A 25,007-nucleotide genomic window follows, 5' to 3' on the forward strand; every position below is an offset into this window, starting at 1 on the left:
TAAATCGGGGCAAAAATGCAATGTTGCAGCACTATTTATCTCATATTATTTGAGGGTTATAACCTCACATTATCCCCGAATTATAAGTGGTAATAATAAAGCGTTATTTAAGAAATATCGCATGTGGAAACGCCATATTAAATATTGTCAACCTAAAGAAACTCCTAAAAACCATATTGAATGACACTTAATATAATTCTTAAAAATAGCCAATTGCCGAATTGTTACCTTGCCTGCTATTCCGTTAGCTGTAACACTTCCTCCTGCATTATTGGAGAGCCAATATTCAATTACCATAATGTCACCTTATATTCGGAAATTAATTTCCGCAATAACCCTTTCTCATCAACGACTGTATGCAGAGAGGGTTTGAAAAATTAAGCTAAATCAGTGTATTGGTAGCTAAAAAGCCAGGGGCGGTAGCGTGTCTGGATGCCTGAGAGACCAGTCTGAATTATTCTGTCAATAGCCTGCGGATGAAATCAATTTTTTTAGGACTGATGCCTGTTAAATTTTTATTCAATTAACTGCAAGGTAAATGTGCATGGCGACATTGCTATTAATAGTGCACAGGATAATTACTCTGCCAAAGTGATAAATAAACAATGATGAAATCCAAAATGAAATTGATGCCATTATTGGTGTCAGTAACCTTGATAAGCGGTTGCACAGTACTTCCGGGCAGCAATATGTCGACGATGGGTAAAGACGTCATCAAACAGCAGGACGCTGATTTCGATCTCGACAAAATGGTGAATGTTTATCCGCTGACCCCGCGCCTGATTGACCAATTACGCCCACGCCCCAACGTAGCGCGCCCCAATATGACGCTGGAAAGCGAGATCGCGAATTACCAGTATCGCGTCGGGCCGGGGGACGTTCTTAATGTCACCGTCTGGGATCACCCGGAGCTCACCACGCCAGCCGGTCAGTACCGCAGCTCCAGCGACACCGGCAACTGGGTACAGCCTGACGGCACCATGTTCTACCCGTATATCGGCAAGGTTCACGTCGTGGGGAAAACGCTCGCTGAAATCCGCAGTGATATTACCGGGCGCTTAGCGACGTACATCGCTGATCCGCAGGTGGACGTTAATATCGCCGCCTTCCGCTCGCAAAAAGCCTATATCTCCGGTCAGGTGAATAAATCCGGTCAACAGGCCATTACCAACGTGCCTCTGACCATTCTCGACGCTATCAACGCCGCAGGTGGCCTGACCGACACCGCTGACTGGCGCAACGTGGTGCTAACACACAATGGTCGTGAAGAGCGCATTTCTTTGCAGGCGCTGATGCAAAACGGCGACCTCAATCAGAACCGACTGCTTTACCCCGGCGATATTCTTTACGTGCCACGTAATGATGATCTGAAAGTGTTTGTGATGGGTGAAGTGAAGAAACAGAGCACCCTGAAAATGGACTTTAGCGGCATGACCCTGACTGAAGCCCTGGGCAATGCTGAAGGTATCGACATGACCACCTCCAACGCCAGCGGCATCTTTGTCATTCGTCCGCTGAAAGGCGAGAGCGGGCGTAACGGCAAGATTGCCAATATCTACCAGCTGGATATGTCCGATGCGACGTCGCTGGTAATGGCGACAGAATTCCGCCTGCAACCTTATGACGTGGTGTATGTCACCACCGCCCCGGTATCCCGCTGGAACCGTCTGATCAATCAGTTGCTGCCAACTATTAGCGGTGTCCGTTACATGACGGATACAGCCAGCGACATTCATAACTGGTAATCGTCATGTTTAACAACATCTTAGTTGTCTGTGTCGGCAATATTTGCCGTTCCCCGACGGCGGAACGCTTACTGCAACGTTATCACCCGGAGCTAAAAGTGGAGTCCGCTGGACTCGGCGCGCTGGTCGGAAAGGGCGCTGATCCTACCGCTATCAGCGTCGCCGCAGAACATCAACTGTCTCTGGAAGGTCATTGCGCACGGCAAATCAGCCGCCGTCTGTGTCGCAACTACGACCTGATTCTGACCATGGAAAAGCGCCATATCGAACGCTTATGCGAGATGGCACCCGAGATGCGCGGCAAAGTGATGCTGTTTGGTCACTGGGATAACGAATGTGAAATCCCCGATCCATATCGCAAAAGCCGGGAAACGTTTGCAGCGGTGTACACATTACTTGAACGGTCTGCCCGCCAGTGGGCGCAGGCATTGAACGCAGAGCAGGTATAAGAATGACAGAAAAAGTAAAACAACATGCCGCTCCGGTAACGGGCAGTGATGAAATCGATATTGGTCGCCTGGTCGGCACCATCATTGAAGCACGCTGGTGGGTGATTGGCATTACCGCCGTATTCGCCCTCTGTGCCGTGGTTTACACCTTCTTCGCTACGCCGATATACAGCGCCGACGCACTGGTACAAATCGAACAAAGCAGCGGCAATTCGTTAGTGCAGGATATCGGATCGGCATTAGCCAACAAACCGCCTGCATCGGACGCCGAGATCCAGTTGATTCGTTCGCGTCTGGTGCTTGGTAAAACGGTGGACGATCTCGACCTTGATATTGCGGTGAGCAAAAACACGTTCCCGATTTTCGGTGCGGGCTGGGATCGCCTGATGGGACGCCAGAACGAGACGGTGAAAGTGACCACCTTTAACCGACCGAAGGAGATGGCGGATCAGGTGTTTACGCTTAATGTGCTGGACAACAAAAACTACACCCTGAGCAGCGATGGCGGCTTTAGCGCCCGTGGGCAAGCGGGCCAGATGCTGAAAAAAGAAGGCGTCACGCTGATGGTTGAAGCCATTCACGCCAGCCCGGGCAGTGAGTTTACCGTCACCAAATACTCCACGCTGGGGATGATCAACCAACTGCAAAACAGCCTGACGGTAACGGAGAACGGCAAAGACGCAGGTGTTCTGAGCCTGACTTACACCGGTGAAGATCGCGAACAGATCCGCGACATTCTTAACAGCATCGCCCGTAACTATCAGGAACAAAATATTGAGCGCAAATCGGCGGAAGCGTCGAAAAGCCTCGCTTTCCTCGCGCAACAGTTACCGGAAGTACGTAGCCGCCTTGATGTTGCCGAAAACAAACTGAATGCCTTCCGTCAGGATAAAGATTCAGTTGATCTGCCGCTGGAAGCGAAAGCGGTGCTCGATTCGATGGTGAACATCGACGCGCAGTTGAACGAACTGACCTTTAAAGAGGCGGAAATCTCCAAGCTGTACACCAAAGTTCACCCGGCGTACCGCACGCTGCTGGAGAAACGGCAGGCGCTGGAAGACGAAAAAGCCAAACTTAATGGTCGCGTAACGGCGATGCCGAAAACCCAGCAGGAAATTGTGCGTCTGACCCGCGATGTCGAGTCTGGTCAGCAGGTCTATATGCAACTGCTGAATAAAGAGCAGGAGCTGAAAATCACCGAAGCCAGCACCGTCGGCGATGTGCGCATTGTCGACCCGGCAATCACCCAGCCAGGTGTACTGAAACCGAAGAAAGGGCTGATTATCCTTGGGGCGATTATCCTTGGCCTGATGCTCTCTATCGTGGGTGTGCTGCTGCGCTCGTTGTTTAATCGCGGTATCGAAAGCCCGCAGGTGCTGGAAGAACACGGTATCAGCGTTTATGCCAGCATCCCGCTGTCGGAGTGGCAGAAAGCGCGCGATAGCGTCAAAACCATCAAAGGGATTAAACGCTATAAACAGAGCCAGCTACTGGCGGTGGGGAATCCAACCGATCTGGCGATTGAAGCCATCCGTAGTCTGCGTACCAGTCTGCACTTCGCGATGATGCAGGCACAGAACAATGTGTTGATGATGACCGGGGTTAGCCCGTCAATCGGTAAAACCTTTGTCTGCGCCAACCTGGCGGCGGTGATTAGCCAGACCAATAAACGGGTGTTGTTGATCGACTGCGATATGCGCAAAGGCTACACCCACGAGCTGTTGGGCACTAATAACGTTAATGGCCTGTCGGAAATTCTGATTGGACAGGGCGATATTACTACCGCTGCTAAACCGACCTCTATTGCCAAATTTGACCTGATCCCGCGCGGTCAGGTACCGCCAAATCCTTCTGAACTGTTAATGAGCGAACGCTTTGCCGAACTGGTGAAGTGGGCGAGTAAAAACTACGACCTGGTGTTGATTGATACGCCGCCGATTCTGGCAGTGACCGATGCGGCAATTGTTGGTCGTCATGTCGGAACCACGTTGATGGTGGCGCGTTATGCGGTCAACACATTGAAAGAAGTGGAAACCAGTCTGAGCCGCTTTGAGCAAAACGGTATTCCGGTGAAAGGGGTGATTCTGAACTCCATCTTCCGCCGCGCCAGCGCGTATCAGGATTATGGCTATTACGAATACGAATATAAGTCGGATGCGAAATAACGAGATCCGCTGTCGGATGCGATGCTGACGCATCTTATCCGACCTACGTTCACGCCGCATCCGGCAACAGAACCTGTAAACCAGCTTATAAACCGGCAGAACATCTCGATACTCCGGGAGAACAACCTATGAAAGACAATCCGCTGATTTCAATCTATATGCCGACCTGGAACCGCCAACAACTGGCGATTCGGGCGATAAAATCGGTCCTGCGCCAGGACTACAACAACTGGGAGATGATCATCGTGGATGATTGCTCCACCTCCTGGGAACAACTACAACAGTACGTCACCGCCCTCAACGATCCGCGTATCACTTACATTCACAACGACATTAACAGCGGGGCGTGCGCGGTACGTAACCAGGCGATTATGCTGGCGCAAGGGGAATACATCACCGGGATCGATGACGACGATGAATGGATACCCAACCGCCTGAGCGTCTTCCTCGCCCATAAACAGCAACTGGTCACACACGCCTTTTTGTACGCTAACGACTACGTTTGCCAGGGCGAAGTTTATTCCCAACCGGCAAGCTTGCCGCTGTATCCCAAATCGCCGTATTCACGCCGCCTGTTTTACAAACGCAATATCATTGGCAATCAGGTCTTTACCTGGGCGTGGCGTTTCAAAGAGTGCTTGTTCGATACCAAACTGAAAGCGGCACAGGATTACGACATCTTCCTGCGGATGGTGGTGGAGTACGGCGAACCGTGGAAAGTGGAAGAGGCGACGCAGATCCTGCATATCAATCATGGTGAAATGCAGATCACCTCGTCACCGAAAAAATTCTCCGGATACTTCCACTTTTACCGCAAGCACAAAGACAAATTCGACCGCGCCAGCAAAAAATATCAGCTGTTTACCCTCTACCAGATCCGCAATAAACGCATGACCTGGCGCACTTTGCTGACGCTGCTGTCGGTGCGTAACGGCAAACGTCTGGCTGATGGTATTCGGGGGCGCTAAAGATGCTGGAAGATCTGCGCGCCAACAGCTGGAGTTTACGTCCGTGCTGCATGGTTCTTGCCTATCGCGTCGCTCATTTTTGTTCGGTGTGGCGCAAAAAGAACGTCCTCAACAATCTGTGGGCGGCCCCGCTGCTGGTGCTGTATCGCATTATCACCGAATGCTTTTTCGGTTATGAAATCCAGGCCGCCGCGACCATAGGTCGACGCTTTACTATCCATCACGGTTACGCCGTAGTGATCAATAAAAACGTGGTCGCGGGGGATGATTTCACCATTCGCCACGGCGTCACTATCGGCAATCGTGGTGCCGATAACATGGCATGTCCACACATTGGCAACGGCGTCGAACTCGGTGCCAACGTCATTATTCTTGGTGATATCACGCTTGGTAACAACGTCACCGTGGGCGCGGGCAGCGTGGTGCTCGACTCTGTCCCGGACAACGCGCTGGTGGTGGGAGAAAAAGCGCGAGTGAAGGTAATTAAATGAATATTCTGCAATTCAATGTGCGACTGGCGGAAGGCGGGGCAGCAGGTGTGGCGTTAGATCTCCACCAGCGTGCGCTGCAACAGGGGCTGGCATCACATTTTGTCTACGGCTACGGCAAAGGCGGCAAAGAGAGCGTCAGTCATCAAAACTATCCGCAGGTCATCAAACATACGCCGCGGATGACCGCGATGGCGAACATTGCGTTGTTTCGTCTGTTTAATCGCGATCTGTTCGGCAATTTCAATGAGTTATATCGCACCATTACTCGCACACCGGGTCCGGTGGTCCTGCATTTTCATGTGCTGCACAGCTACTGGTTGAATCTTAAGAGCGTGGTGCGCTTTTGCGAAAAAGTGAAAAACCATAAACCGGATATCACTCTGGTCTGGACGTTACACGATCACTGGAGCGTTACCGGACGCTGCGCCTTTACCGACGGTTGCGAAGGCTGGAAAACGGGCTGCCAGAAATGCCCGACCTTAAATAACTATCCACCGGTGAAGATTGATCGCGCGCACCAGCTGGTGGCGGGTAAACGCCAGTTATTCCGCGAGATGCTGGCACTGGGCTGTCAGTTTATTTCCCCCAGCCAGCATGTGGCTGATGCTTTCAATAGTCTGTACGGTCCAGGGCGTTGCCGGATTATCAATAACGGTATTGATATGGCAACCGAAGCGATTCTGGCGGACTTGCCTCCGGTGCGCGAAACCCAGGACAAGCCGAAAATCGCGGTGGTGGCGCATGATCTGCGTTACGACGGCAAAACTAACCAGCAACTGGTACGTGAGATGATGGCGCTGGGCGACAAAATTGAACTGCATACCTTTGGTAAGTTCTCGCCGTTCACCGCTGGCAACGTGGTTAATCACGGCTTTGAAACTGACAAGCGCAAGTTGATGAGCGCGCTCAATCAGATGGATGCGCTGGTATTCAGTTCTCGCGTCGATAACTACCCGCTGATTTTGTGTGAGGCGCTATCGATTGGCGTGCCGGTGATTGCCACCCATAGCGACGCGGCGCGGGAAGTGCTGCAAAAATCCGGCGGTAAAACCGTCAGCGAAGAAGACGTGCTGCAACTGGTGCAGTTAAGCAAACCGGAAATCGCGCAGGCGATATTTGGTACCACGCTGGCTGAGTTCAGCCAACGCAGCCGCGCCGCCTACAGTGGACAACAGATGCTGGAGGAGTATGTCAACTTCTATCAGAATCTGTAGCTACCTGCTGCTGCCGCTGATTTACCTGTTGGTTAATGTCAAAATCGCCCAGCTTGGCGAAAGTTTCCCCATCACCATCGTCACTTTTTTACCTGTCTTGTTACTGCTGTTTTTAGAACGCATCAGCGTTAAAAAATTGATGATTACCTTAGGGATTGGCGCGGGACTCACGGCGTTTAACTACCTGTTTGGTCAGTCGTTGGATGCCGGTAAATACGTCACTTCAACCATGCTGTTTGTCTATATTGTGATCATTATTGGCATGGTGTGGAGTATTCGCTTTAAAACGATTTCGCCACACAACCATCGCAAGATATTACGTTTCTTTTATCTGGTGGTCGGGCTGGTGGTGGCGCTGGCGGCAGTGGAGATGGCGCAAATTATCCTCACCGGCGGCAGCAGTATTATGGAGTCGATTTCGAAATATCTGATTTACAGCAACAGCTATGTGCTGAATTTCATCAAATTCGGCGGCAAGCGCACGACAGCACTTTATTTCGAACCGGCATTTTTCGCTCTGGCATTAATCTCAATTTGGCTCAGCATCAAACAGTTTGGTATCAAAACGCCTAAAACCGATGCTATGATTCTCGCAGGGATAATATTATCCGGATCGTTTTCAGGGGTTATGACCTTTATCCTGTTTTATTTGCTGGAGTGGGCATTTCAATATCTGAATAAAGAGGCGATTAAGAAAAAGTTACCGTTAGCATTGATTTCTCTGGCTGTATTCCTGGTTGGTGTGGTAATCGCGTTTCCTTATATTTCCACCCGTCTGGGCGATTTAGGTACAGAAGGATCGTCATCGTATTATCGTATTGTCGGTCCGCTGGTGATGGTCGGTTATTCTTTGACCCATATTGACGGTGTAGTCAGATTTGGCTCACTTTATGAATATGTCGCATCATTCGGAATATTTAACGGTGCGGATGTCGGAAAAACCATAGACAATGGTTTGTATCTGCTGATTATTTATTTTTCCTGGTTCGCAGTGTTTTTATCGCTGTGGTACATGGGGAAAGTGATAAAAATGATGATCAACGCTTTTGGTGATAACCGCAATTTTCGCGTGCAATTATATCTTTTTACTCCGGTATCGCTGTTTTTTACCGGTTCGATATTTAGCCCAGAATATGCATTTTTAATCGTCTGTCCGTTTATTTTGCGAAAAGCGTTAAATATTACGAGGTAAGAATAAGAACATGTTGCTTAGCATAATCACTGTCGCGTTTCGTAACCTCGAAGGGATAGTCAAAACACATGCCTCGCTGGCGCATCTGGCGCAGGCGGACGATATCAGCTTCGAATGGATTGTTGTCGATGGCGGTTCCAATGACGGCACCCGTGAGTATCTGGAAAATCTCAATGGTATCTATAACCTACGCTTTGTCAGCGAGCCAGATAACGGTATCTACGACGCTATGAACAAAGGCATTGCGATGGCGCAAGGCAAGTTCGCGCTGTTTCTCAATTCAGGCGATATTTTTCATCAGGATGCCGCAAATTTTGTCCGTAAGTTAAAAGTGCAAAAAGATAACATGATGATCACCGGCGATGCGCTGCTGGATTTTGGCGACGGGCATAAGATTAAACGTAGCGCCAAACCGGGGTGGTATATTTATCACAGCCTGCCCGCCAGTCATCAGGCGATATTTTTTCCAGTATCCGGCTTGAAAAAATGGCGTTATGACCTGGAATATAAAGTTTCTTCCGACTACGCGCTGGCAGCCAAAATGTATAAAGCCGGTTATGTATTTAAAAAACTCAATGGCCTGGTGTCTGAATTTTCCATGGGTGGGGTATCTACCACCAATAATATGGAATTGTGTGCTGACGCGAAAAAAGTCCAACGGCAAATATTACATGTACCTGGCTTCTGGGCAGAATTATCCTGGCATTTACGCCAGCGTACTACCTCAAAGACGAAAGCCTTATATAACAAAAGCTGAATATAAGGGAAAACGATGCAGGATTTAAGCGGTTTCTCGGTGCCGAAAGGGTTCCGGGGCAGCAATGCTATTAAAGTGCAATTGTGGTGGGCGGTACAGGCAACAATATTTGCCTGGTCGCCACAAGTATTGTATCGCTGGCGGGCATTTTTATTACGTTTATTCGGCGCAAAAATAGGAAAAAACGTAGTTATTCGTCCGTCAGTAAAAATTACCTATCCGTGGAAATTAACCTTAGGTGATTACGCGTGGGTCGGCGATGAGGTCAATTTATATACCCTCGGTGAAATAACCATTGGCGCACATTCGGTGATATCGCAAAAAAGTTATTTATGCACCGGGAGCCACGACCATGCAAGTCAACATTTCACCATTAACGCCACGCCTATTGTGATTGGCGAGAAATGCTGGCTGGCAACCGATGTCTTTGTTGCCCCAGGCGTCACGATCGGCAACGGCACCGTCGTGGGTGCGCGAAGCAGTGTTTTTAAATCGCTTCCGGCAAATGTGGTTTGCCGGGGGAACCCCGCAGTGGTGATACGCAAACGCGTTGAAACTGAATAAATTCAAAAAATACAGAGGAATAAGACATGTCAAAAGTCGCTCTCATCACCGGTGTAACCGGACAAGACGGTTCTTACCTGGCAGAGTTTCTGCTGGAAAAAGGTTACGAGGTGCATGGTATTAAGCGTCGTGCATCGTCATTCAACACCGAGCGCGTGGATCACATTTATCAGGATCCGCACACCTGCAACCCGAAATTCCATCTGCATTATGGCGACCTGAGTGATACCTCCAACCTGACGCGCATTTTGCGTGAAGTGCAGCCGGATGAAGTGTACAACCTGGGCGCAATGAGCCACGTTGCGGTTTCTTTTGAGTCACCGGAATATACCGCAGACGTTGATGCGATGGGGACGCTGCGCCTGCTCGAGGCGATCCGCTTCCTCGGTCTGGAAAAGAAAACCCGTTTCTATCAGGCTTCTACTTCTGAACTGTACGGTCTGGTGCAGGAAATTCCGCAGAAAGAGACCACGCCGTTCTACCCGCGATCTCCGTATGCGGTTGCCAAACTGTACGCCTACTGGATAACCGTTAACTACCGCGAATCCTACGGCATGTACGCCTGTAACGGTATTCTCTTCAACCATGAATCCCCGCGCCGTGGCGAGACTTTCGTTACCCGCAAAATCACCCGCGCAATCGCCAACATCGCCCAGGGGCTGGAGTCGTGCCTGTATCTCGGCAATATGGATTCCCTGCGTGACTGGGGCCATGCCAAAGACTACGTAAAAATGCAGTGGATGATGCTGCAACAGGAACAACCGGAAGATTTCGTTATCGCGACCGGCGTTCAGTACTCCGTACGTCAGTTCGTGGAAATGGCGGCAGCACAACTGGGCATCAAACTGCGCTTTGAAGGCACGGGTGTTGAAGAGAAGGGCATTGTGGTTTCCGTCACCGGGCATGACGCGCCGGGCGTTAAACCGGGCGATGTGATTATCGCCGTTGACCCGCGTTACTTCCGTCCGGCGGAAGTTGAAACGCTGCTCGGCGACCCGACCAAAGCGCACGAAAAACTGGGCTGGAAACCGGAAATCACCCTCAGAGAGATGGTGTCTGAAATGGTGGCTAATGACCTCGAAGCGGCGAAAAAACACTCTCTGCTGAAATCTCACGGCTACGACGTGGCGATCGCGCTGGAGTCATAAGCATGAGTAAACAACGCATTTTTATCGCTGGCCATCGCGGAATGGTCGGTTCCGCCATCAGGCGACAGCTCGAACAGCGCGGTGATGTGGAGCTGGTATTACGCACCCGCGATGAACTGAACCTGCTGGACAGCCGCGCGGTGCATGATTTCTTTGCCAGCGAACGTATTGACCAGGTCTATCTGGCGGCGGCGAAAGTGGGCGGCATTGTTGCCAACAACACCTATCCGGCGGATTTCATCTACCAGAACATGATGATTGAGAGCAACATCATTCACGCCGCGCATCAGAACGACGTGAACAAACTGCTGTTTCTCGGATCGTCCTGTATCTACCCGAAACTGGCAAAACAGCCGATGGCAGAAAGCGAGTTGTTGCAGGGTACGCTGGAGCCGACCAACGAGCCTTATGCCATTGCCAAAATCGCCGGGATCAAACTGTGTGAATCTTACAACCGCCAGTACGGACGGGATTACCGCTCAGTCATGCCAACCAACCTGTACGGGCCACACGACAACTTCCACCCGAGTAATTCGCATGTGATCCCAGCATTGCTGCGTCGCTTCCATGAGGCGACGGCACAGAATGCGCCGGACGTGGTGGTGTGGGGCAGCGGTACGCCGATGCGCGAATTTCTACACGTTGATGATATGGCAGCGGCGAGCATTCATGTCATGGAGCTGGCGCACGAAGTCTGGCAGGAGAACACCCGGCCGATGCTGTCGCACATTAACGTCGGCACGGGCGTTGACTGCACTATCCGCGAGCTGGCGCAAACCATCGCCAAAGTGGTGGGTTACAAAGGTCGGGTGGTTTTTGATGCCAGTAAACCGGATGGCACACCGCGCAAACTGCTGGATGTGACGCGCCTGCATCAGCTTGGCTGGTATCACGAAATCTCACTGGAAGCGGGGCTTGCCAGCACTTACCAGTGGTTCCTTGAGAATCAAGACCGCTTTCGGGGGTAATGATGTTTTTACGTCAGGAAGACTTTGCCACGGTAGTGCGCTCCACTCCGCTTGTCTCTCTCGATTTTATAGTCGAGAACAGTCGCGGCGAGTTTCTGCTTGGCAAAAGAACCAACCGCCCGGCGCAGGGTTACTGGTTTGTGCCGGGAGGGCGCGTGCAGAAAGACGAAACGCTGGAGGCCGCATTTGAGCGGCTGACGATGGCGGAACTTGGGTTGCGTCTGCCGATAACAGCAGGCCAGTTTTACGGTGTCTGGCAGCACTTTTATGACGATAACTTCTCCGGCACGGATTTCACTACTCACTATGTGGTGCTCGGTTTTCGCTTCAGAGTCGCGGAAGAAGAACTGTTACTGCCGGATGAGCAGCATGACGATTACCGCTGGCTGACGCCGGACACGTTGCTTGCCAGTGACAATGTTCACGCTAACAGCCGCGCCTATTTTCTCGCTGAGAAGCGTGCCGGAGTACCCGGATTATGAAAATACTGGTCTACGGCATTAACTACTCGCCGGAGTTAACCGGCATCGGCAAGTACACCGGCGAGATGGTGGAATGGCTGGCGGCACAAGGTCATGAGGTGCGGGTTATTACCGCACCGCCTTACTACCCGCAATGGCAGGTGGGCGAGAACTATTCCGCCTGGCGGTACAAACGGGAAGAGGGGGCCGCCACGGTGTGGCGCTGCCCGCTGTACGTGCCAAAACAGCCGAGCACCCTGAAACGCCTGTTGCATCTCGGCAGTTTTGCCGCCAGCAGTTTCTTTCCGCTGATGGCGCAACGTCGCTGGAAGCCGGATCGCATTATCGGCGTGGTGCCAACGCTGTTTTGCACGCCAGGAATGCGCCTGCTGGCGAAACTGTCTGGTGCGCGCACGGTGCTCCATATTCAGGATTACGAAGTGGACGCCATGCTGGGGCTGGGCCTTGCCGGAAAAGGTAAAGGCGGCAAAGTGGCACAGCTGGCAACGGCGTTCGAACGTAGCGGACTGCATAACGTCGATAACGTCTCCACGATTTCGCGTTCGATGATGAATAGAGCTATCGAGAAAGGCGTGGCGGCGGAAAACGTCATCTTCTTCCCCAACTGGTCAGAAATTGCCCGTTTTCAGCATGTCGCAGACGCCGATGTTGATGCCCTTCGTAACCAGCTTGGCCTGCCGGATAACAAAAAAATCATTCTTTACTCCGGCAATATTGGTGAAAAGCAGGGGCTGGAAAACGTTATTGAAGCTGCCGATCGCCTGCGCGATGAACCGCTTATTTTTGCCATTGTCGGGCAGGGCGGCGGCAAAGCGCGGCTGGAAAAAATGGCGCAGCAGCGTGGACTGCGCAACATGCAATTTTTTCCGCTGCAATCGTATGACGCTTTACCCGCACTGCTGAAGATGGGGGATTGCCATCTGGTGGTGCAAAAACGCGGCGCGGCAGATGCCGTATTGCCGTCGAAACTGACCAATATTCTGGCGGTAGGCGGTAACGCGGTGATTACCGCAGAAGCCCACACCGAACTGGGGCAGCTTTGCGAAACCTTTCCGGGCATTGCGGTTTGCGTGGAACCGGAATCGGTCGAGGCGCTGGTGGCAGGGATTCGTCAGGCGCTCCTGCTGCCCAAACACAACACGGTGGCACGTGAATATGCCGAACGCACGCTCGATAAAGAGAACGTGTTACGTCAATTTATAAATGATATTCGGGGATAATTATGGCGCAGTCGAAACTCTATCCAGTTGTGATGGCAGGTGGCTCCGGTAGCCGCTTATGGCCGCTTTCCCGCGTACTTTACCCCAAGCAGTTTTTATGCCTGAAAGGCGATCTCACCATGCTGCAAACCACCATCTGCCGCCTGAATGGCGTGGAGTGCGAAAGCCCGGTGGTGATTTGCAATGAGCAGCACCGCTTTATTGTCGCGGAACAGCTGCGTCAACTGAACAAACTCACCGAGAACATTATTCTCGAACCGGCAGGGCGTAACACTGCACCGGCCATTGCGCTGGCGGCGCTGGCGGCAAAACGTCATAGCCCGGAGAACGACCCATTAATGCTGGTGCTGGCGGCGGATCATGTGATTGCCGACGAAGATGCGTTCCGCGCCGCCGTGCGTAACGCCATGCCGTATGCTGAAGCGGGCAAGCTGGTGACCTTCGGCATTGTGCCGGATCTACCAGAAACCGGTTATGGCTATATTCGTCGCGGTGAAGTGTCGGCGGGTGAGCAGGATACGGTGGCCTTTGAAGTGGCGCAGTTTGTCGAAAAACCGAATCTGGAAACCGCGCAGGCCTATGTGGCAAGTGGCGAATATTACTGGAACAGCGGTATGTTCCTGTTCCGTGCCGGACGTTATCTCGAAGAACTGAAAAAGTATCGTCCGGATATTCTCGATGCCTGTGAAAAAGCGATGAGCGCCGTCGATCCGGATCTCGATTTTATTCGTGTGGATGAAGAGGCGTTTCTCGCCTGTCCGGAAGAGTCGGTAGATTACGCGGTCATGGAACGCACGGCAGATGCCGTTGTGGTGCCGATGGATGCGGGCTGGAGCGATGTCGGTTCCTGGTCCTCTTTATGGGAGATCAGTGCCCACACCGCCGAGGGCAACGTTTGCCATGGCGATGTGATTAATCACAAAACTGAAAACAGCTATGTGTATGCCGAATCTGGCCTGGTCACCACCGTCGGGGTGAAAGATTTGGTGGTAGTGCAGACCAAAGATGCAGTGCTGATTGCCGACCGTAACGCGGTGCAGGATGTGAAAAAAGTGGTCGAGCAGATCAAAGCTGATGGTCGCCATGAGCATCGGGTGCATCGCGAAGTGTATCGTCCGTGGGGCAAATATGACTCTATCGACGCGGGCGACCGCTACCAGGTGAAACGCATCACCGTGAAACCGGGCGAAGGCTTGTCGGTACAGATGCACCATCACCGCGCGGAACACTGGGTGGTTGTCGCGGGAACGGCAAAAGTCACTATCGACGGTGATATCAAACTGCTTGGTGAAAACGAGTCCATTTATATTCCGCTGGGGGCGACGCATTGCCTGGAAAACCCGGGGATAATTCCGCTCGATTTAATTGAAGTGCGCTCCGGCTCTTATCTCGAAGAGGATGATGTGGTGCGCTTCGCGGATCGCTACGGACGGGTGTAAACGTCGCATCAGGCGCTGTTTGTCGGATGCGGCGTGAACGCCTTATCCGACCTACGGTTCGGGTTTGTAGGCCTGATAAGACGCGGCAGCGTCGCATCAGGCAATGAATGCGAAACCGCGATGTAAATAACGACAAAAACAAAATTGGCCGTTTCGGTCAGGGCCAACTATTGCCTGAAAAAGGGTAACGATATGAAAAAATTAACCTGCTTTAAAGCCTATGATATTCGCGGGAAATTAGGCGAAGAACTGAATGAAGATATTGCCTGGCGCATTGGTCGCGCCTATGGCGAATTTCTCAAACCGAAAACCATTGTGTTAGGCGGTGATGTCCGCCTCACCAGCGAAACCTTAAAACTGGCGCTGGCGAAAGGTTTACAGGATGCGGGCGTCGATGTGCTGGATATTGGCATGTCCGGCACCGAAGAGATTTATTTCGCCACGTTCCATCTCGGCGTGGATGGCGGCATCGAAGTTACTGCCAGCCATAACCCGATGGATTATAACGGCATGAAGCTGGTGCGCGAGGGGGCTCGCCCGATCAGCGGCGATACCGGACTGCGCGATGTCCAGCGTCTGGCAGAAGCCAACGACTTTCCCCCCGTCGATGAAACCAAACGCGGTCGCTATCAGCAAATCAACCTGCGTGATGCATACGTTGATCACCTGTTCGGTTATATCAACGTCAAAAACCTCACGCCGCTCAAGCTGGTGATCAACTCCGGGAATGGCGCAGCGGGTCCGGTGGTGGACGCCATTGAAGCCCGCTTTAAAGCCCTCGGCGCACCAGTGGAATTGATCAAAGTGCACAACACGCCGGACGGCAATTTCCCCAACGGAATTCCTAACCCGCTGCTGCCGGAATGCCGCGACGACACCCGCAATGCGGTCATCAAACACGGCGCGGATATGGGTATTGCCTTTGATGGCGATTTTGACCGCTGCTTCCTGTTTGACGAAAAAGGGCAGTTTATTGAAGGCTACTACATTGTCGGTTTGCTGGCAGAAGCGTTCCTCGAAAAAAATCCCGGCGCGAAGATCATCCACGATCCGCGTCTCTCCTGGAACACCGTTGATGTGGTGACTGCCGCAGGTGGCACGCCGGTAATGTCGAAAACCGGACACGCCTTTATTAAAGAACGTATGCGCAAGGAAGACGCCATCTACGGTGGCGAAATGAGCGCTCACCATTACTTCCGTGATTTCGCTTACTGCGACAGCGGCATGATCCCGTGGCTGCTGGTCGCCGAACTGGTGTGCCTGAAAGGGAAAACGCTGGGCGAACTGGTGCGCGACCGGATGGCTGCGTTTCCGGCAAGCGGTGAGATCAACAGCAAACTGGCGCACCCCGTTGAGGCGATTAACCGCGTCGAACAGCATTTTAGCCGCGAGGCACTGGCGGTGGATCGTACCGATGGCATCAGCATGACCTTTGCCGACTGGCGCTTTAACCTGCGCTCCTCCAACACCGAGCCGGTGGTGCGGTTGAATGTGGAATCACGCGGTGATGTGCCGCTGATGGAAGCGCGAACGCGAACTCTGCTGACGTTGCTGAACGAGTAATGTCGGATCTTCCCTTACCCCACTTGCGGGTAAGGGGCTAAAAACAGGAACAACGATGACAAATCTAAAAAAGCGCGAGCGAGCGAAAACCAATGCATCGTTAATCTCTATGGTGCAACGCTTTTCAGATATCACCATCATGTTTGCCGGACTATGGCTGGTTTGCGAAGTCAGCGGACTGTCATTCCTCTACATGCACCTGTTGGTGGCGCTGATTACGCTGGTGGTGTTCCAGATGCTGGGCGGCATCACCGATTTTTATCGCTCATGGCGCGGTGTTCGGGCAGCGACAGAATTTGCCCTGTTGCTACAAAACTGGACGTTAAGCGTGATTTTCAGCGCCGGACTGGTGGCGTTCAACAATGATTTCGACACGCAATTGAAAATCTGGCTGGCGTGGTATGGGCTGACCAGCATCGGACTGGTGGTTTGCCGTTCATGTATTCGTATTGGGGCGGGCTGGCTGCGTAATCATGGCTATAACAAGCGTATGGTCGCGGTGGCGGGGGATTTAGCCGCCGGACAAATGCTGATGGAGAGCTTCCGTAATCAGCCGTGGTTAGGGTTTGAAGTGGTGGGCGTTTACCACGACCCGAAACCGGGCGGCGTTTCTAACGACTGGGCGGGTAATCTGCAACAGCTGGTCGAGGATGCGAAAGCGGGCAAGATTCATAACGTCTATATCGCGATGCAGATGTGCGACGGCGCGCGAGTGAAAAAACTGGTCCATCAACTGGCGGACACCACCTGTTCGGTGCTGCTGATCCCCGATGTCTTTACCTTCAACATTCTCCATTCCCGTATCGAAGAGATGAACGGCGTACCGGTGGTGCCGCTGTATGACACGCCGCTTTCCGGGGTTAACCGCCTGCTCAAACGTGCGGAAGATATTGTGCTGGCGACGCTTATTCTGCTGCTGATCTCCCCGGTGCTGTGCTGCATTGCGCTGGCGGTGAAACTGAGCTCACCGGGGCCGGTTATTTTCCGCCAGACTCGCTACGGCATGGATGGCAAGCCGATCAAAGTGTGGAAGTTCCGTTCCATGAAAGTGATGGAGAACGACAAAGTGGTGACTCAGGCGACGCAGAACGATCCGCGCGTCACCAAAGTGGGGAACTTTCTGCGGCGCACTTCGCTGGATGAACTGCCGCAGTTTATCAATGTGCTGACTGGCGGGATGTCGATTGTGGGTCCCCGTCCGCATGCGGTGGCGCATAACGAACAGTATCGCCAGCTCATTGAAGGCTACATGCTGCGCCATAAAGTGAAACCGGGCATTACCGGCTGGGCGCAGATTAACGGCTGGCGCGGCGAAACCGACACGCTGGAGAAAATGGAAAAACGCGTCGAGTTCGACCTTGAGTACATCCGCGAATGGAGCGTCTGGTTCGATATCAAAATCGTTTTCCTGACGGTATTCAAGGGCTTCGTTAACAAAGCGGCATATTAATATGAGCTTACGTGAAAAAACCATCAGCGGCGCGAAGTGGTCGGCGATTGCCACGGTGATCATCATCGGCCTCGGTCTGGTGCAAATGACTGTGCTGGCGCGGATTATAGATAACCACCAGTTCGGTTTGCTGACTGTGTCGCTGGTGATCATCGCGCTGGCAGATACGCTTTCTGACTTCGGTATCGCTAACTCGATTATTCAGCGAAAAGAAATCAGCCACCTTGAACTCACCACGCTGTACTGGCTGAACGTTGGGCTGGGGCTTGTGGTGTGTGTGGCGGTGTTTTTGTTGAGTGATCTCATCGGCGACTTGCTGAATAACCCGGACCTGGCACCGTTGATTAAAACATTGTCGCTGGCGTTTGTGGTGATCCCCCACGGGCAACAGTTCCGCGCGTTGATGCAAAAAGAGCTGGAGTTCAACAAAATCGGCATGATCGAAACCAGCGCGGTGCTGGCGGGCTTTACTTTTACGGTGGTTAGCGCCCATTTCTGGCCGCTGGCGATGACCGCGATTCTTGGTTATCTGGTCAATAGTGCGGTGAGAACGCTGCTGTTTGGCTACTTTGGCCGCAAAATTTATCGCCCCGGTCTGCATTTCTCGCTGGCGTCGGTGGCACCGAACTTACGCTTTGGTGCCTGGCTGACGGCGGACGGCATCATCAACTATCTCAATACCAACCTTTCAACGCTGGTGCTGGCGCGTATTCTCGGCGCGGGCGTGGCTGGGGGATACAACCTGGCGTACAACGTGGCCGTTGTGCCGCCGATGAAACTGAACCCGATCATCACCCGCGTGTTGTTTCCGGCGTTCGCCAAAATTCAGGACGATACAGAAAAGCTGCGCGTCAACTTCTACAAGCTGCTGTCGGTGGTGGGGATTATCAACTTTCCGGCGCTGCTGGGGCTGATGGTGGTGTCGAATAACTTTGTACCGCTGGTCTTTGGTGAGAAGTGGAACAGCATTATTCCGGTGCTGCAATTGCTGTGTGTGGTGGGGCTGCTGCGTTCCGTGGGTAACCCGATTGGTTCGCTGCTGATGGCGAAAGCGCGGGTCGATATCAGCTTTAAATTCAACGTATTCAAAACCTTTCTGTTTATTCCGGCGATTGTTATTGGTGGGCAGATGGCGGGCGCAATCGGCGTCACGCTTGGCTTCCTGCTGGTGCAGATTATCAACACCATTCTGAGCTATTTCGTGATGATTAAACCGGTGCTCGGTTCCAGTTATCGCCAGTACATCCTGAGTTTGTGGCTGCCGTTTTATCTCTCGCTGCCGACGCTGGTGGTTAGTTCTGCGCTAGGCATTGTGCTGAAAGGGCAACTGGCGCTGGGGATGCTGCTGGCGGTGCAAATAGCCGCAGGCGTGCTGGCGTTTGTGGTGATGATTGTGCTGTCGCGCCATTCGCTGGTGGTGGAAGTGAAGCGTCAGTTTTGTCGCAGCGAAAAAATGAAAATGCTTTTACGGGCGGGGTGAATGGTTGTTTTCGGTTCCGGCAACGGTTGCCGGATGCGGCGTGAACGCCTTATCCGTCCTGGGGGGCTGGGCTTGGATCTTGTAGGCCTGATAAGACGCGTTAGCGTAGCATCAGGCACTGAATGCCGGATGCGGCGTAAAACGCCTTATCCGGCCTACGGTTCTGTGCTCGGATCTTGTAGGCCTGATAAGGCGCGTCAGCGTCGCATCAGGCACTGAATGCCGGATGCGGCGTGAACGCCTTATCCGGCCTACGGTTCTGTGCTCGGATCTTGTAGGCCTGATAAGGCGCGTCAGCGTCGCATCAGGCACTGAATGCCGGATGCGGCGTAAAACGCCTTATCCGTCCTACGGTTCTGTGCTCGGATCTTGTAGGCCTGATAAGACGCGTCAGCGTCGCATCAGGCACTGAATGCCGGATGCGGCGTGAACGCCTTATCCGGCCTACGGTTCTGTGCTCGGGACTTGTAGGTCTGATAAGACGCGTTAGCGTCGCATCAGGCAAAAAACGGCAACGAACACAACAAACATAGCCTCACCTGGCATCAAATTTATGAGGAAAAAATGAAATTACTTATTCTGGGCAACCACACTTGCGGCAATCGTGGCGACAGCGCCATCTTGCGCGGCTTACTTGATGCCATCAATATCCTCAATCCACATGCCGAAGTGGACGTGATGAGCCGCTATCCGGTCAGTTCTTCCTGGCTGCTCAACCGCCCGGTAATGGGCGATCCGCTGTTCCTGCAAATGAAACAACACAACAGCGCAGCGGGCGTGGTTGGGCGCGTTAAAAAAGTCCTCCGTCGCCGCTACCAGCACCAGGTATTGCTCTCACGCGTCACCGACACTGGCAAGTTGCGTAATATCGCCATCGCCCAGGGATTCACTGACTTCGTGCGACTGCTGTCAGGTTACGACGCCATTATTCAGGTCGGCGGATCGTTTTTTGTCGATCTCTATGGCGTGCCGCAGTTTGAACATGCGCTTTGCACGTTTATGGCGAAAAAGCCGCTGTTTATGATTGGTCACAGCGTCGGCCCGTTCCAGGATGAGCAATTTAACCAACTGGCGAACTACGTTTTTGGTCACTGCGACGCGCTGATCCTGCGCGAATCGGTCAGCCTTGAACTGATGAAACGCAGCAATATCACCACCGCAAAAGTTGAACATGGCGTCGATACCGCGTGGCTGGTCGATCACCACACCGAAGACTTCACCGCCAGCTATGCCGTTCAACACTGGCTGGACGTTGCCGCACAACAGAAAACGGTGGCCATTACCCTGCGCGAACTGGCACCGTTCGACAAACGTCTCGGCACCACTCAACAAGCGTATGAAAAAGCCTTTGCCGGGGTGGTCAATCGCATTCTCGATGAAGGGTATCAGGTGATTGCGCTCTCCACCTGTACGGGCATCGACAGCTATAACAAAGACGACCGCATGGTGGCGCTCAATCTGCGCCAGCACATCAGCGATCCTGCCCGTTACCACGTGGTGATGGATGAACTCAATGATCTGGAAATGGGCAAAATTCTGGGGGCCTGTGAACTCACCGTCGGTACGCGCCTGCACTCCGCCATTATCTCAATGAACTTTGCCACCCCGGCGATTGCCATCAACTATGAACATAAATCCGCCGGGATCATGCAACAACTGGGGCTACCAGAAATGGCGATTGATATCCGTCATTTATTAGACGGCAGCCTGCAAGCGATGGTTGCGGATACCTTAGGCCAGCTTCCGGCACTGAACACGCGACTTAACGAAGCCGTCAGTCGCGAACGTCAGACGGGAATGCAGATGGTGCAATCTGTGCTTGAACGCATCGGGGAGGTGAAATGAAGGTCGGCTTCTTTTTACTGAAATTTCCGCTGTCGTCGGAAACCTTCGTTCTTAACCAAATCACTGCGTTTATTGATATGGGCTTTGAGGTGGAGATTGTCGCGTTGCAAAAAGGCGATACAGAGAACACCCACGCGGCATGGACGAAATACAACCTTGCCGCCAGAACCCGCTGGTTACAGGACGAACCTACGGGCAAAGTGGCGAAGCTGCGCCACCGCGCCAGCCAGACCTTACGCGGCATTCATCGTAAAAATACCTGGCAGGCGCTCAACCTCAAACGCTATGGTGCCGAGTCGCGGAACCTGATTTTGTCTGCCATTTGTGGCCAGGTCGCAACACCGTTTCATGCCGATGTCTTTATCGCTCATTTTGGCCCGGCGGGGGTAACCGCAGCAAAACTACGCGAACTGGGTGTCATTCGCGGCAAAATTGCCACTATCTTCCACGGTATTGATATCTCCAGTCGGGACGTTCTCAACCACTACACTCCCGAATATCAGCAACTGTTCCGCCGTGGCGACCTGATGCTACCGATCAGCGATCTCTGGGCCGGAAGGCTGCAAAAAATGGGCTGTCCGAGGGAAAAAATCGCCGTATCGCGCATGGGCGTGGACATGACGCGCTTTAGCCCGCGTCCGGTGAAAGCGCCCGCAACGCCGCTGGAAATCATTTCCGTCGCACGCTTAACCGAAAAAAAAGGCCTGCATGTGGCGATCGAAGCCTGCCGTCAGTTGAAAGAGCAGGGCGTGGCATTTCGCTATCGCATCCTCGGCATTGGCCCGTGGGAACGACGCCTGCGCACCCTCATCGAACAATATCAACTGGAAGATGTGGTGGAGATGCCGGGCTTTAAACCGAGCCATGAAGTGAAAGCGATGCTAGACGACGCGGATGTCTTCCTGTTGCCATCGGTTACAGGTGCGGATGGCGATATGGAAGGTATTCCGGTGGCGCTGATGGAAGCGATGGCGGTCGGCATTCCGGTGGTTTCTACTCTGCATAGCGGAATACCTGAACTGGTGGAGGCCGATAAATCCGGCTGGCTGGTGCCTGAGAACGATGCTCGCGCACTGGCGCAACGACTGGCGGCGTTTAGCCAACTGGACAGCGACGAACTGGCTCCTGTCGTCAAACGTGCGCGCGAAAAAGTCGAACACGATTTTAACCAGCAGGTGATCAATCGAGAACTCGCCAGCTTGCTGCAGGCTTTATAGAGGAGAACGCATGCCATTTAAAAAACTCTCCCGACGCACCTTCCTGACGGCAAGCTCGGCGCTTGCCTTCCTCCATACCCCTTTCGCTCGCGCACTTCCCGCTCAACAAAGCGTTAACATTAACGACTACAACCCTCACGACTGGATCGCCTCATTTAAACAAGCCTTCAGCGAAGGGCAAACGGTCGTCGTGCCCGCCGGATTGATTTGTGACAATATCAACACCGGCATCTTCATTCCTCCTGGCAAAACGTTACACATCCTTGGAAGCCTGCGCGGCAACGGCAGAGGGCGATTTGTCTTACAGGATGGCAGCCAGGTGACAGGGGAGGGGGGCGGCAGTATGCATAACATCACCCTGGATGTGCGCGGCTCTGACTGCACCATCAAAGGGCTGGCGATGAGCGGCTTTGGTCCGGTAACGCAGATTTATATCGGCGGCAAAAACAAACGGGTCATGCACAACCTGACCATCGATAACCTGACCGTTAGCCACGCTAATTATGCCATCTTACGCCAGGGATTTCATAACCAGATTATCGGTGCCAACATCACCAACTGTAAGTTCAGCGACTTACAGGGGGACGCTATTGAATGGAACGTGGCGATTAACGACAGTGATATTTTGATATCTGACCATGTCATCGAGCGCATCAACTGTACTAACGGCAAAATCAACTGGGGCATCGGCATAGGCCTTGCGGGAAGTACCTACGATAATAATTATCCGGAAAACCAGGCAGTGAAAAACTTTGTCGTGGCGAATATCACGGGATCAGATTGTCGGCAACTGATCCATGTTGAAAATGGTAAACATTTTGTTATTCGTAATATCAAAGCCCGCAATATCACACCGGATTTCAGTAAGAAAGCAGGTATTGATAACGCCACAGTTGCTATTTATGGTTGTGACAACTTTGTGATTGATAATATTGAAATGATTAATAGTGCCGGGATGTTAATCGGCTATGGGGTAATTAAAGGCAAATATCTCTCGATACCGCAGAATTTCCGAGTGAATGATATTCAACTGGATAATACTCATCTTGCTTATAAATTGCGCGGCATCCAAATCTCCGCCGGGAATGCTGTCTCCTTTGTGGCGCTGACTAACATTGAGATGAAGCCTGCGTCGCTTGAGCTACACAATAAACCGCAACACCTTTTTATGAGAAATATCAATGTGATGCAGGAATCCTCTGTTGGACCCGCATTGAGCATGAACTTCGACATGCGCAAAGACGTACGCGGTGTCTTTATGGCGAAAAAAGAAACACTGCTGTCACTTGCAAATGTTCATGCGATGAATGAAAAAGGACAAAGCTCCGTCGATATCGACAGGATTAATCACCATATTGTTAATGTGGAAAAGATTAACTTTAGATTGCCGGAACGGAGAGAGTAGATTTGCGACCATTCCTGGAAAAATGGAGCCATACTTAGGAACAATGCTACTGCAATCCACAACGAAGCGGCGTAACATCACAAGTAATTCAGTAATCAATTCAGGGTAATTGATGCTGGCGAAAAAAATCGAACAAGCTATAATTCAGCAACCATTTTACAGGTGGATGAAATAATGACGAATTTAAAAGCAGTTATTCCTGTAGCGGGTCTTGGGATGCATATGTTGCCTGCCACTAAGGCGATTCCCAAAGAGATGCTACCGATCGTCGACAAGCCAATGATTCAGTACATCGTTGACGAGATTGTGGCTGCAGGGATCAAAGAAATCCTCCTGGTAACTCACGCTTCCAAGAACGCGGTCGAAAACCACTTCGACACCTCTTATGAATTAGAATCTCTCCTTGAACAGCGCGTGAAGCGTCAACTGCTTGCGGAAGTGCAGTCCATCTGTCCACCGGGCGTGACCATTATGAACGTGCGTCAGGGCGAACCTTTAGGTTTGGGCCACTCCATTTTATGTGCACGACCTGCTATTGGTGACAACCCATTTGTCGTGGTACTGCCAGACGTTGTTATCGATGACGCCAGCGCCGACCCGCTGCGTTACAACCTTGCTGCCATGATTGCTCGTTTCAACGAAACGGGCCGCAGCCAGGTGCTGGCAAAACGTATGCCGGGTGACCTCTCTGAATACTCCGTTATTCAGACCAAAGAACCACTGGATCGTGAAGGTAAAGTCAGCCGCATTGTTGAATTTATCGAAAAACCGGATCAGCCGCAGATGCTGGACTCAGACATCATGGCCGTGGGCCGTTATGTGCTTTCTGCCGATATTTGGCCGGAACTGGAACGTACTCAGCCTGGTGCATGGGGACGTATTCAGCTGACTGATGCCATTGCTGAGTTGGCAAAAAAACAAGCAGTTGACGCAATGCTGATGACTGGGGACAGTTACGACTGCGGAAAGAAAATGGGTTATATGCAAGCGTTTGTGAAGTATGGGCTGCGTAACCTGAAGGAGGGCGCTAAGTTCCGCAAAGGCATTGAGAAGTTGTTAAGCGAGTAACAAATTCCTGACTGGAAGTGTCGGTCAGTAAGTAATTAAAAACGGCAGTGAAGATTCATAGCATAAGTTTTGCTCATTGAATCTCACTGCCGTTGTCTTTTTTATAAGTACAATAAAAACAGCATGTTAGCTTGCAATCATAGTTCAAATTTTTCCAGGATTTTCCTTGTTTCTACA

At 52.1% G+C, this 25,007-nt stretch carries 22 protein-coding genes; 21 read left to right on the forward strand and 1 reads right to left on the reverse strand.

The window, feature by feature from the left end; genetic code table 11:
- Positions 1-147 precede the first annotated feature (147 nt).
- Positions 148-297, reverse strand: coding sequence for a hypothetical protein (locus C4F37_RS27500; RefSeq protein WP_162829205.1), 150 nt, complete (start codon positions 295-297; stop codon positions 148-150).
- A 308-nt stretch (positions 298-605) separates the two neighbouring features.
- Between C4F37_RS27500 and wza the strand changes: the two genes are divergently transcribed.
- The 21 genes from wza (at position 606) to galF (ending at position 24,830) form a co-directional block, all read left to right on the forward strand.
- Positions 606-1,745, forward strand: coding sequence for a polysaccharide export protein Wza (gene wza, locus C4F37_RS04245; RefSeq protein ID WP_000978098.1), 1,140 nt, complete (start codon positions 606-608; stop codon positions 1,743-1,745).
- 5 nt (positions 1,746-1,750) lie between these two features.
- The gene (wzb, locus tag C4F37_RS04250) at positions 1,751-2,194 is read left to right on the forward strand and encodes a low molecular weight protein-tyrosine-phosphatase Wzb (protein ID WP_000482901.1); all 444 of its coding nucleotides are present in this window, start codon (positions 1,751-1,753) and stop codon (positions 2,192-2,194) included.
- 2 nt (positions 2,195-2,196) lie between these two features.
- Complete coding sequence (wzc, locus tag C4F37_RS04255; protein WP_001538931.1) at positions 2,197-4,359, forward strand: tyrosine-protein kinase Wzc; 2,163 nt, start codon at positions 2,197-2,199, stop codon at positions 4,357-4,359.
- A 128-nt stretch (positions 4,360-4,487) separates the two neighbouring features.
- Complete coding sequence (gene wcaA / locus C4F37_RS04260; RefSeq protein ID WP_001538930.1) at positions 4,488-5,327, forward strand: colanic acid biosynthesis glycosyltransferase WcaA; 840 nt, start codon at positions 4,488-4,490, stop codon at positions 5,325-5,327.
- Between the two features lie 2 nt (positions 5,328-5,329).
- Positions 5,330-5,818: a colanic acid biosynthesis acetyltransferase WcaB gene (gene wcaB, locus C4F37_RS04265; protein ID WP_000888740.1), complete on the forward strand. Its 489-nt coding sequence runs from the start codon at positions 5,330-5,332 to the stop codon at positions 5,816-5,818.
- Complete coding sequence (wcaC, locus tag C4F37_RS04270) at positions 5,815-7,032, forward strand: colanic acid biosynthesis glycosyltransferase WcaC (RefSeq protein ID WP_001023884.1); 1,218 nt, start codon at positions 5,815-5,817, stop codon at positions 7,030-7,032. The genes wcaB and wcaC overlap by 4 nt, the downstream gene beginning before the upstream one ends.
- A complete protein-coding gene (gene wcaD, locus C4F37_RS04275; RefSeq protein ID WP_001538929.1) occupies positions 7,007-8,224 on the forward strand; it encodes a colanic acid polymerase WcaD in 1,218 nt (405 codons plus the stop codon). The genes wcaC and wcaD overlap by 26 nt, the downstream gene beginning before the upstream one ends.
- A gap of 10 nt (positions 8,225-8,234) precedes the next feature.
- Positions 8,235-8,981 (forward strand): colanic acid biosynthesis glycosyltransferase WcaE, encoded by a 747-nt coding sequence (gene wcaE / locus C4F37_RS04280; protein ID WP_001358117.1) that lies wholly within the window; start codon positions 8,235-8,237, stop codon positions 8,979-8,981.
- Positions 8,982-8,996: 15 nt separating this feature from the next.
- The gene (wcaF, locus tag C4F37_RS04285) at positions 8,997-9,545 is read left to right on the forward strand and encodes a colanic acid biosynthesis acetyltransferase WcaF (RefSeq protein WP_001153594.1); all 549 of its coding nucleotides are present in this window, start codon (positions 8,997-8,999) and stop codon (positions 9,543-9,545) included.
- 26 nt (positions 9,546-9,571) lie between these two features.
- Complete coding sequence (gene gmd, locus C4F37_RS04290; RefSeq protein WP_000048190.1) at positions 9,572-10,693, forward strand: GDP-mannose 4,6-dehydratase; 1,122 nt, start codon at positions 9,572-9,574, stop codon at positions 10,691-10,693.
- Positions 10,694-10,695: 2 nt separating this feature from the next.
- Positions 10,696-11,661, forward strand: a complete 966-nt coding sequence (fcl, locus tag C4F37_RS04295; protein ID WP_000043612.1) for a GDP-L-fucose synthase — start codon at positions 10,696-10,698, stop codon at positions 11,659-11,661.
- A 2-nt stretch (positions 11,662-11,663) separates the two neighbouring features.
- Complete coding sequence (gene gmm / locus C4F37_RS04300; protein WP_024186851.1) at positions 11,664-12,143, forward strand: GDP-mannose mannosyl hydrolase; 480 nt, start codon at positions 11,664-11,666, stop codon at positions 12,141-12,143.
- A complete protein-coding gene (wcaI, locus tag C4F37_RS04305) occupies positions 12,140-13,363 on the forward strand; it encodes a colanic acid biosynthesis fucosyltransferase WcaI (RefSeq protein WP_001538926.1) in 1,224 nt (407 codons plus the stop codon). The genes gmm and wcaI overlap by 4 nt, the downstream gene beginning before the upstream one ends.
- Before the next feature lie 2 nt (positions 13,364-13,365).
- Entirely contained in the window at positions 13,366-14,802 is a 1,437-nt protein-coding gene (gene cpsB / locus C4F37_RS04310; protein WP_001538925.1) for a mannose-1-phosphate guanyltransferase, read from the forward strand.
- A gap of 192 nt (positions 14,803-14,994) precedes the next feature.
- On the forward strand, positions 14,995-16,365 hold the full coding sequence (gene cpsG / locus C4F37_RS04315) for a colanic acid biosynthesis phosphomannomutase CpsG (protein ID WP_001314854.1): 1,371 nt from the start codon (positions 14,995-14,997) through the stop codon (positions 16,363-16,365).
- A gap of 55 nt (positions 16,366-16,420) precedes the next feature.
- Positions 16,421-17,815 (forward strand): undecaprenyl-phosphate glucose phosphotransferase, encoded by a 1,395-nt coding sequence (wcaJ, locus tag C4F37_RS04320; RefSeq protein WP_000183120.1) that lies wholly within the window; start codon positions 16,421-16,423, stop codon positions 17,813-17,815.
- Position 17,816: 1 nt separating this feature from the next.
- Positions 17,817-19,295, forward strand: coding sequence for a colanic acid undecaprenyl disphosphate flippase WzxC (gene wzxC / locus C4F37_RS04325; protein ID WP_001557081.1), 1,479 nt, complete (start codon positions 17,817-17,819; stop codon positions 19,293-19,295).
- 564 nt (positions 19,296-19,859) lie between these two features.
- On the forward strand, positions 19,860-21,140 hold the full coding sequence (wcaK, locus tag C4F37_RS04330; protein ID WP_000770823.1) for a colanic acid biosynthesis pyruvyl transferase WcaK: 1,281 nt from the start codon (positions 19,860-19,862) through the stop codon (positions 21,138-21,140).
- On the forward strand, positions 21,137-22,357 hold the full coding sequence (wcaL, locus tag C4F37_RS04335) for a colanic acid biosynthesis glycosyltransferase WcaL (RefSeq protein ID WP_000862600.1): 1,221 nt from the start codon (positions 21,137-21,139) through the stop codon (positions 22,355-22,357). The genes wcaK and wcaL overlap by 4 nt, the downstream gene beginning before the upstream one ends.
- 10 nt (positions 22,358-22,367) lie before the next feature.
- Complete coding sequence (wcaM, locus tag C4F37_RS04340; RefSeq protein WP_001557079.1) at positions 22,368-23,762, forward strand: colanic acid biosynthesis protein WcaM; 1,395 nt, start codon at positions 22,368-22,370, stop codon at positions 23,760-23,762.
- Between the two features lie 174 nt (positions 23,763-23,936).
- Positions 23,937-24,830 (forward strand): UTP--glucose-1-phosphate uridylyltransferase GalF, encoded by an 894-nt coding sequence (galF, locus tag C4F37_RS04345; RefSeq protein WP_001773992.1) that lies wholly within the window; start codon positions 23,937-23,939, stop codon positions 24,828-24,830.
- Positions 24,831-25,007: the final 177 nt, after the last annotated feature.

Origin of the sequence: Escherichia sp. R1, assembly GCF_003000935.1 — a bacterium.
In the GTDB taxonomy this organism is placed as follows: domain Bacteria; phylum Pseudomonadota; class Gammaproteobacteria; order Enterobacterales; family Enterobacteriaceae; genus Escherichia; species Escherichia coli.

Excerpts from the sequence above, each read along its gene's own strand:
- C4F37_RS27500 (WP_162829205.1), bottom strand. The coding sequence starts at position 297 with ATGGTAATTGAATATTGGCTCTCCAATAATGCAGGAGGAAGTGTTACA.
- wza (WP_000978098.1), top strand. The coding sequence starts at position 606 with ATGATGAAATCCAAAATGAAATTGATGCCATTATTGGTGTCAGTAACC.
- wzb (WP_000482901.1), top strand. The coding sequence starts at position 1,751 with ATGTTTAACAACATCTTAGTTGTCTGTGTCGGCAATATTTGCCGTTCC.
- wzc (WP_001538931.1), top strand. The coding sequence starts at position 2,197 with ATGACAGAAAAAGTAAAACAACATGCCGCTCCGGTAACGGGCAGTGAT.
- wcaA (WP_001538930.1), top strand. The coding sequence starts at position 4,488 with ATGAAAGACAATCCGCTGATTTCAATCTATATGCCGACCTGGAACCGC.
- wcaB (WP_000888740.1), top strand. The coding sequence starts at position 5,330 with ATGCTGGAAGATCTGCGCGCCAACAGCTGGAGTTTACGTCCGTGCTGC.
- wcaC (WP_001023884.1), top strand. The coding sequence starts at position 5,815 with ATGAATATTCTGCAATTCAATGTGCGACTGGCGGAAGGCGGGGCAGCA.
- wcaD (WP_001538929.1), top strand. The coding sequence starts at position 7,007 with ATGTCAACTTCTATCAGAATCTGTAGCTACCTGCTGCTGCCGCTGATT.
- wcaE (WP_001358117.1), top strand. The coding sequence starts at position 8,235 with ATGTTGCTTAGCATAATCACTGTCGCGTTTCGTAACCTCGAAGGGATA.
- wcaF (WP_001153594.1), top strand. The coding sequence starts at position 8,997 with ATGCAGGATTTAAGCGGTTTCTCGGTGCCGAAAGGGTTCCGGGGCAGC.
- gmd (WP_000048190.1), top strand. The coding sequence starts at position 9,572 with ATGTCAAAAGTCGCTCTCATCACCGGTGTAACCGGACAAGACGGTTCT.
- fcl (WP_000043612.1), top strand. The coding sequence starts at position 10,696 with ATGAGTAAACAACGCATTTTTATCGCTGGCCATCGCGGAATGGTCGGT.
- gmm (WP_024186851.1), top strand. The coding sequence starts at position 11,664 with ATGTTTTTACGTCAGGAAGACTTTGCCACGGTAGTGCGCTCCACTCCG.
- wcaI (WP_001538926.1), top strand. The coding sequence starts at position 12,140 with ATGAAAATACTGGTCTACGGCATTAACTACTCGCCGGAGTTAACCGGC.
- cpsB (WP_001538925.1), top strand. The coding sequence starts at position 13,366 with ATGGCGCAGTCGAAACTCTATCCAGTTGTGATGGCAGGTGGCTCCGGT.
- cpsG (WP_001314854.1), top strand. The coding sequence starts at position 14,995 with ATGAAAAAATTAACCTGCTTTAAAGCCTATGATATTCGCGGGAAATTA.
- wcaJ (WP_000183120.1), top strand. The coding sequence starts at position 16,421 with ATGACAAATCTAAAAAAGCGCGAGCGAGCGAAAACCAATGCATCGTTA.
- wzxC (WP_001557081.1), top strand. The coding sequence starts at position 17,817 with ATGAGCTTACGTGAAAAAACCATCAGCGGCGCGAAGTGGTCGGCGATT.
- wcaK (WP_000770823.1), top strand. The coding sequence starts at position 19,860 with ATGAAATTACTTATTCTGGGCAACCACACTTGCGGCAATCGTGGCGAC.
- wcaL (WP_000862600.1), top strand. The coding sequence starts at position 21,137 with ATGAAGGTCGGCTTCTTTTTACTGAAATTTCCGCTGTCGTCGGAAACC.
- wcaM (WP_001557079.1), top strand. The coding sequence starts at position 22,368 with ATGCCATTTAAAAAACTCTCCCGACGCACCTTCCTGACGGCAAGCTCG.
- galF (WP_001773992.1), top strand. The coding sequence starts at position 23,937 with ATGACGAATTTAAAAGCAGTTATTCCTGTAGCGGGTCTTGGGATGCAT.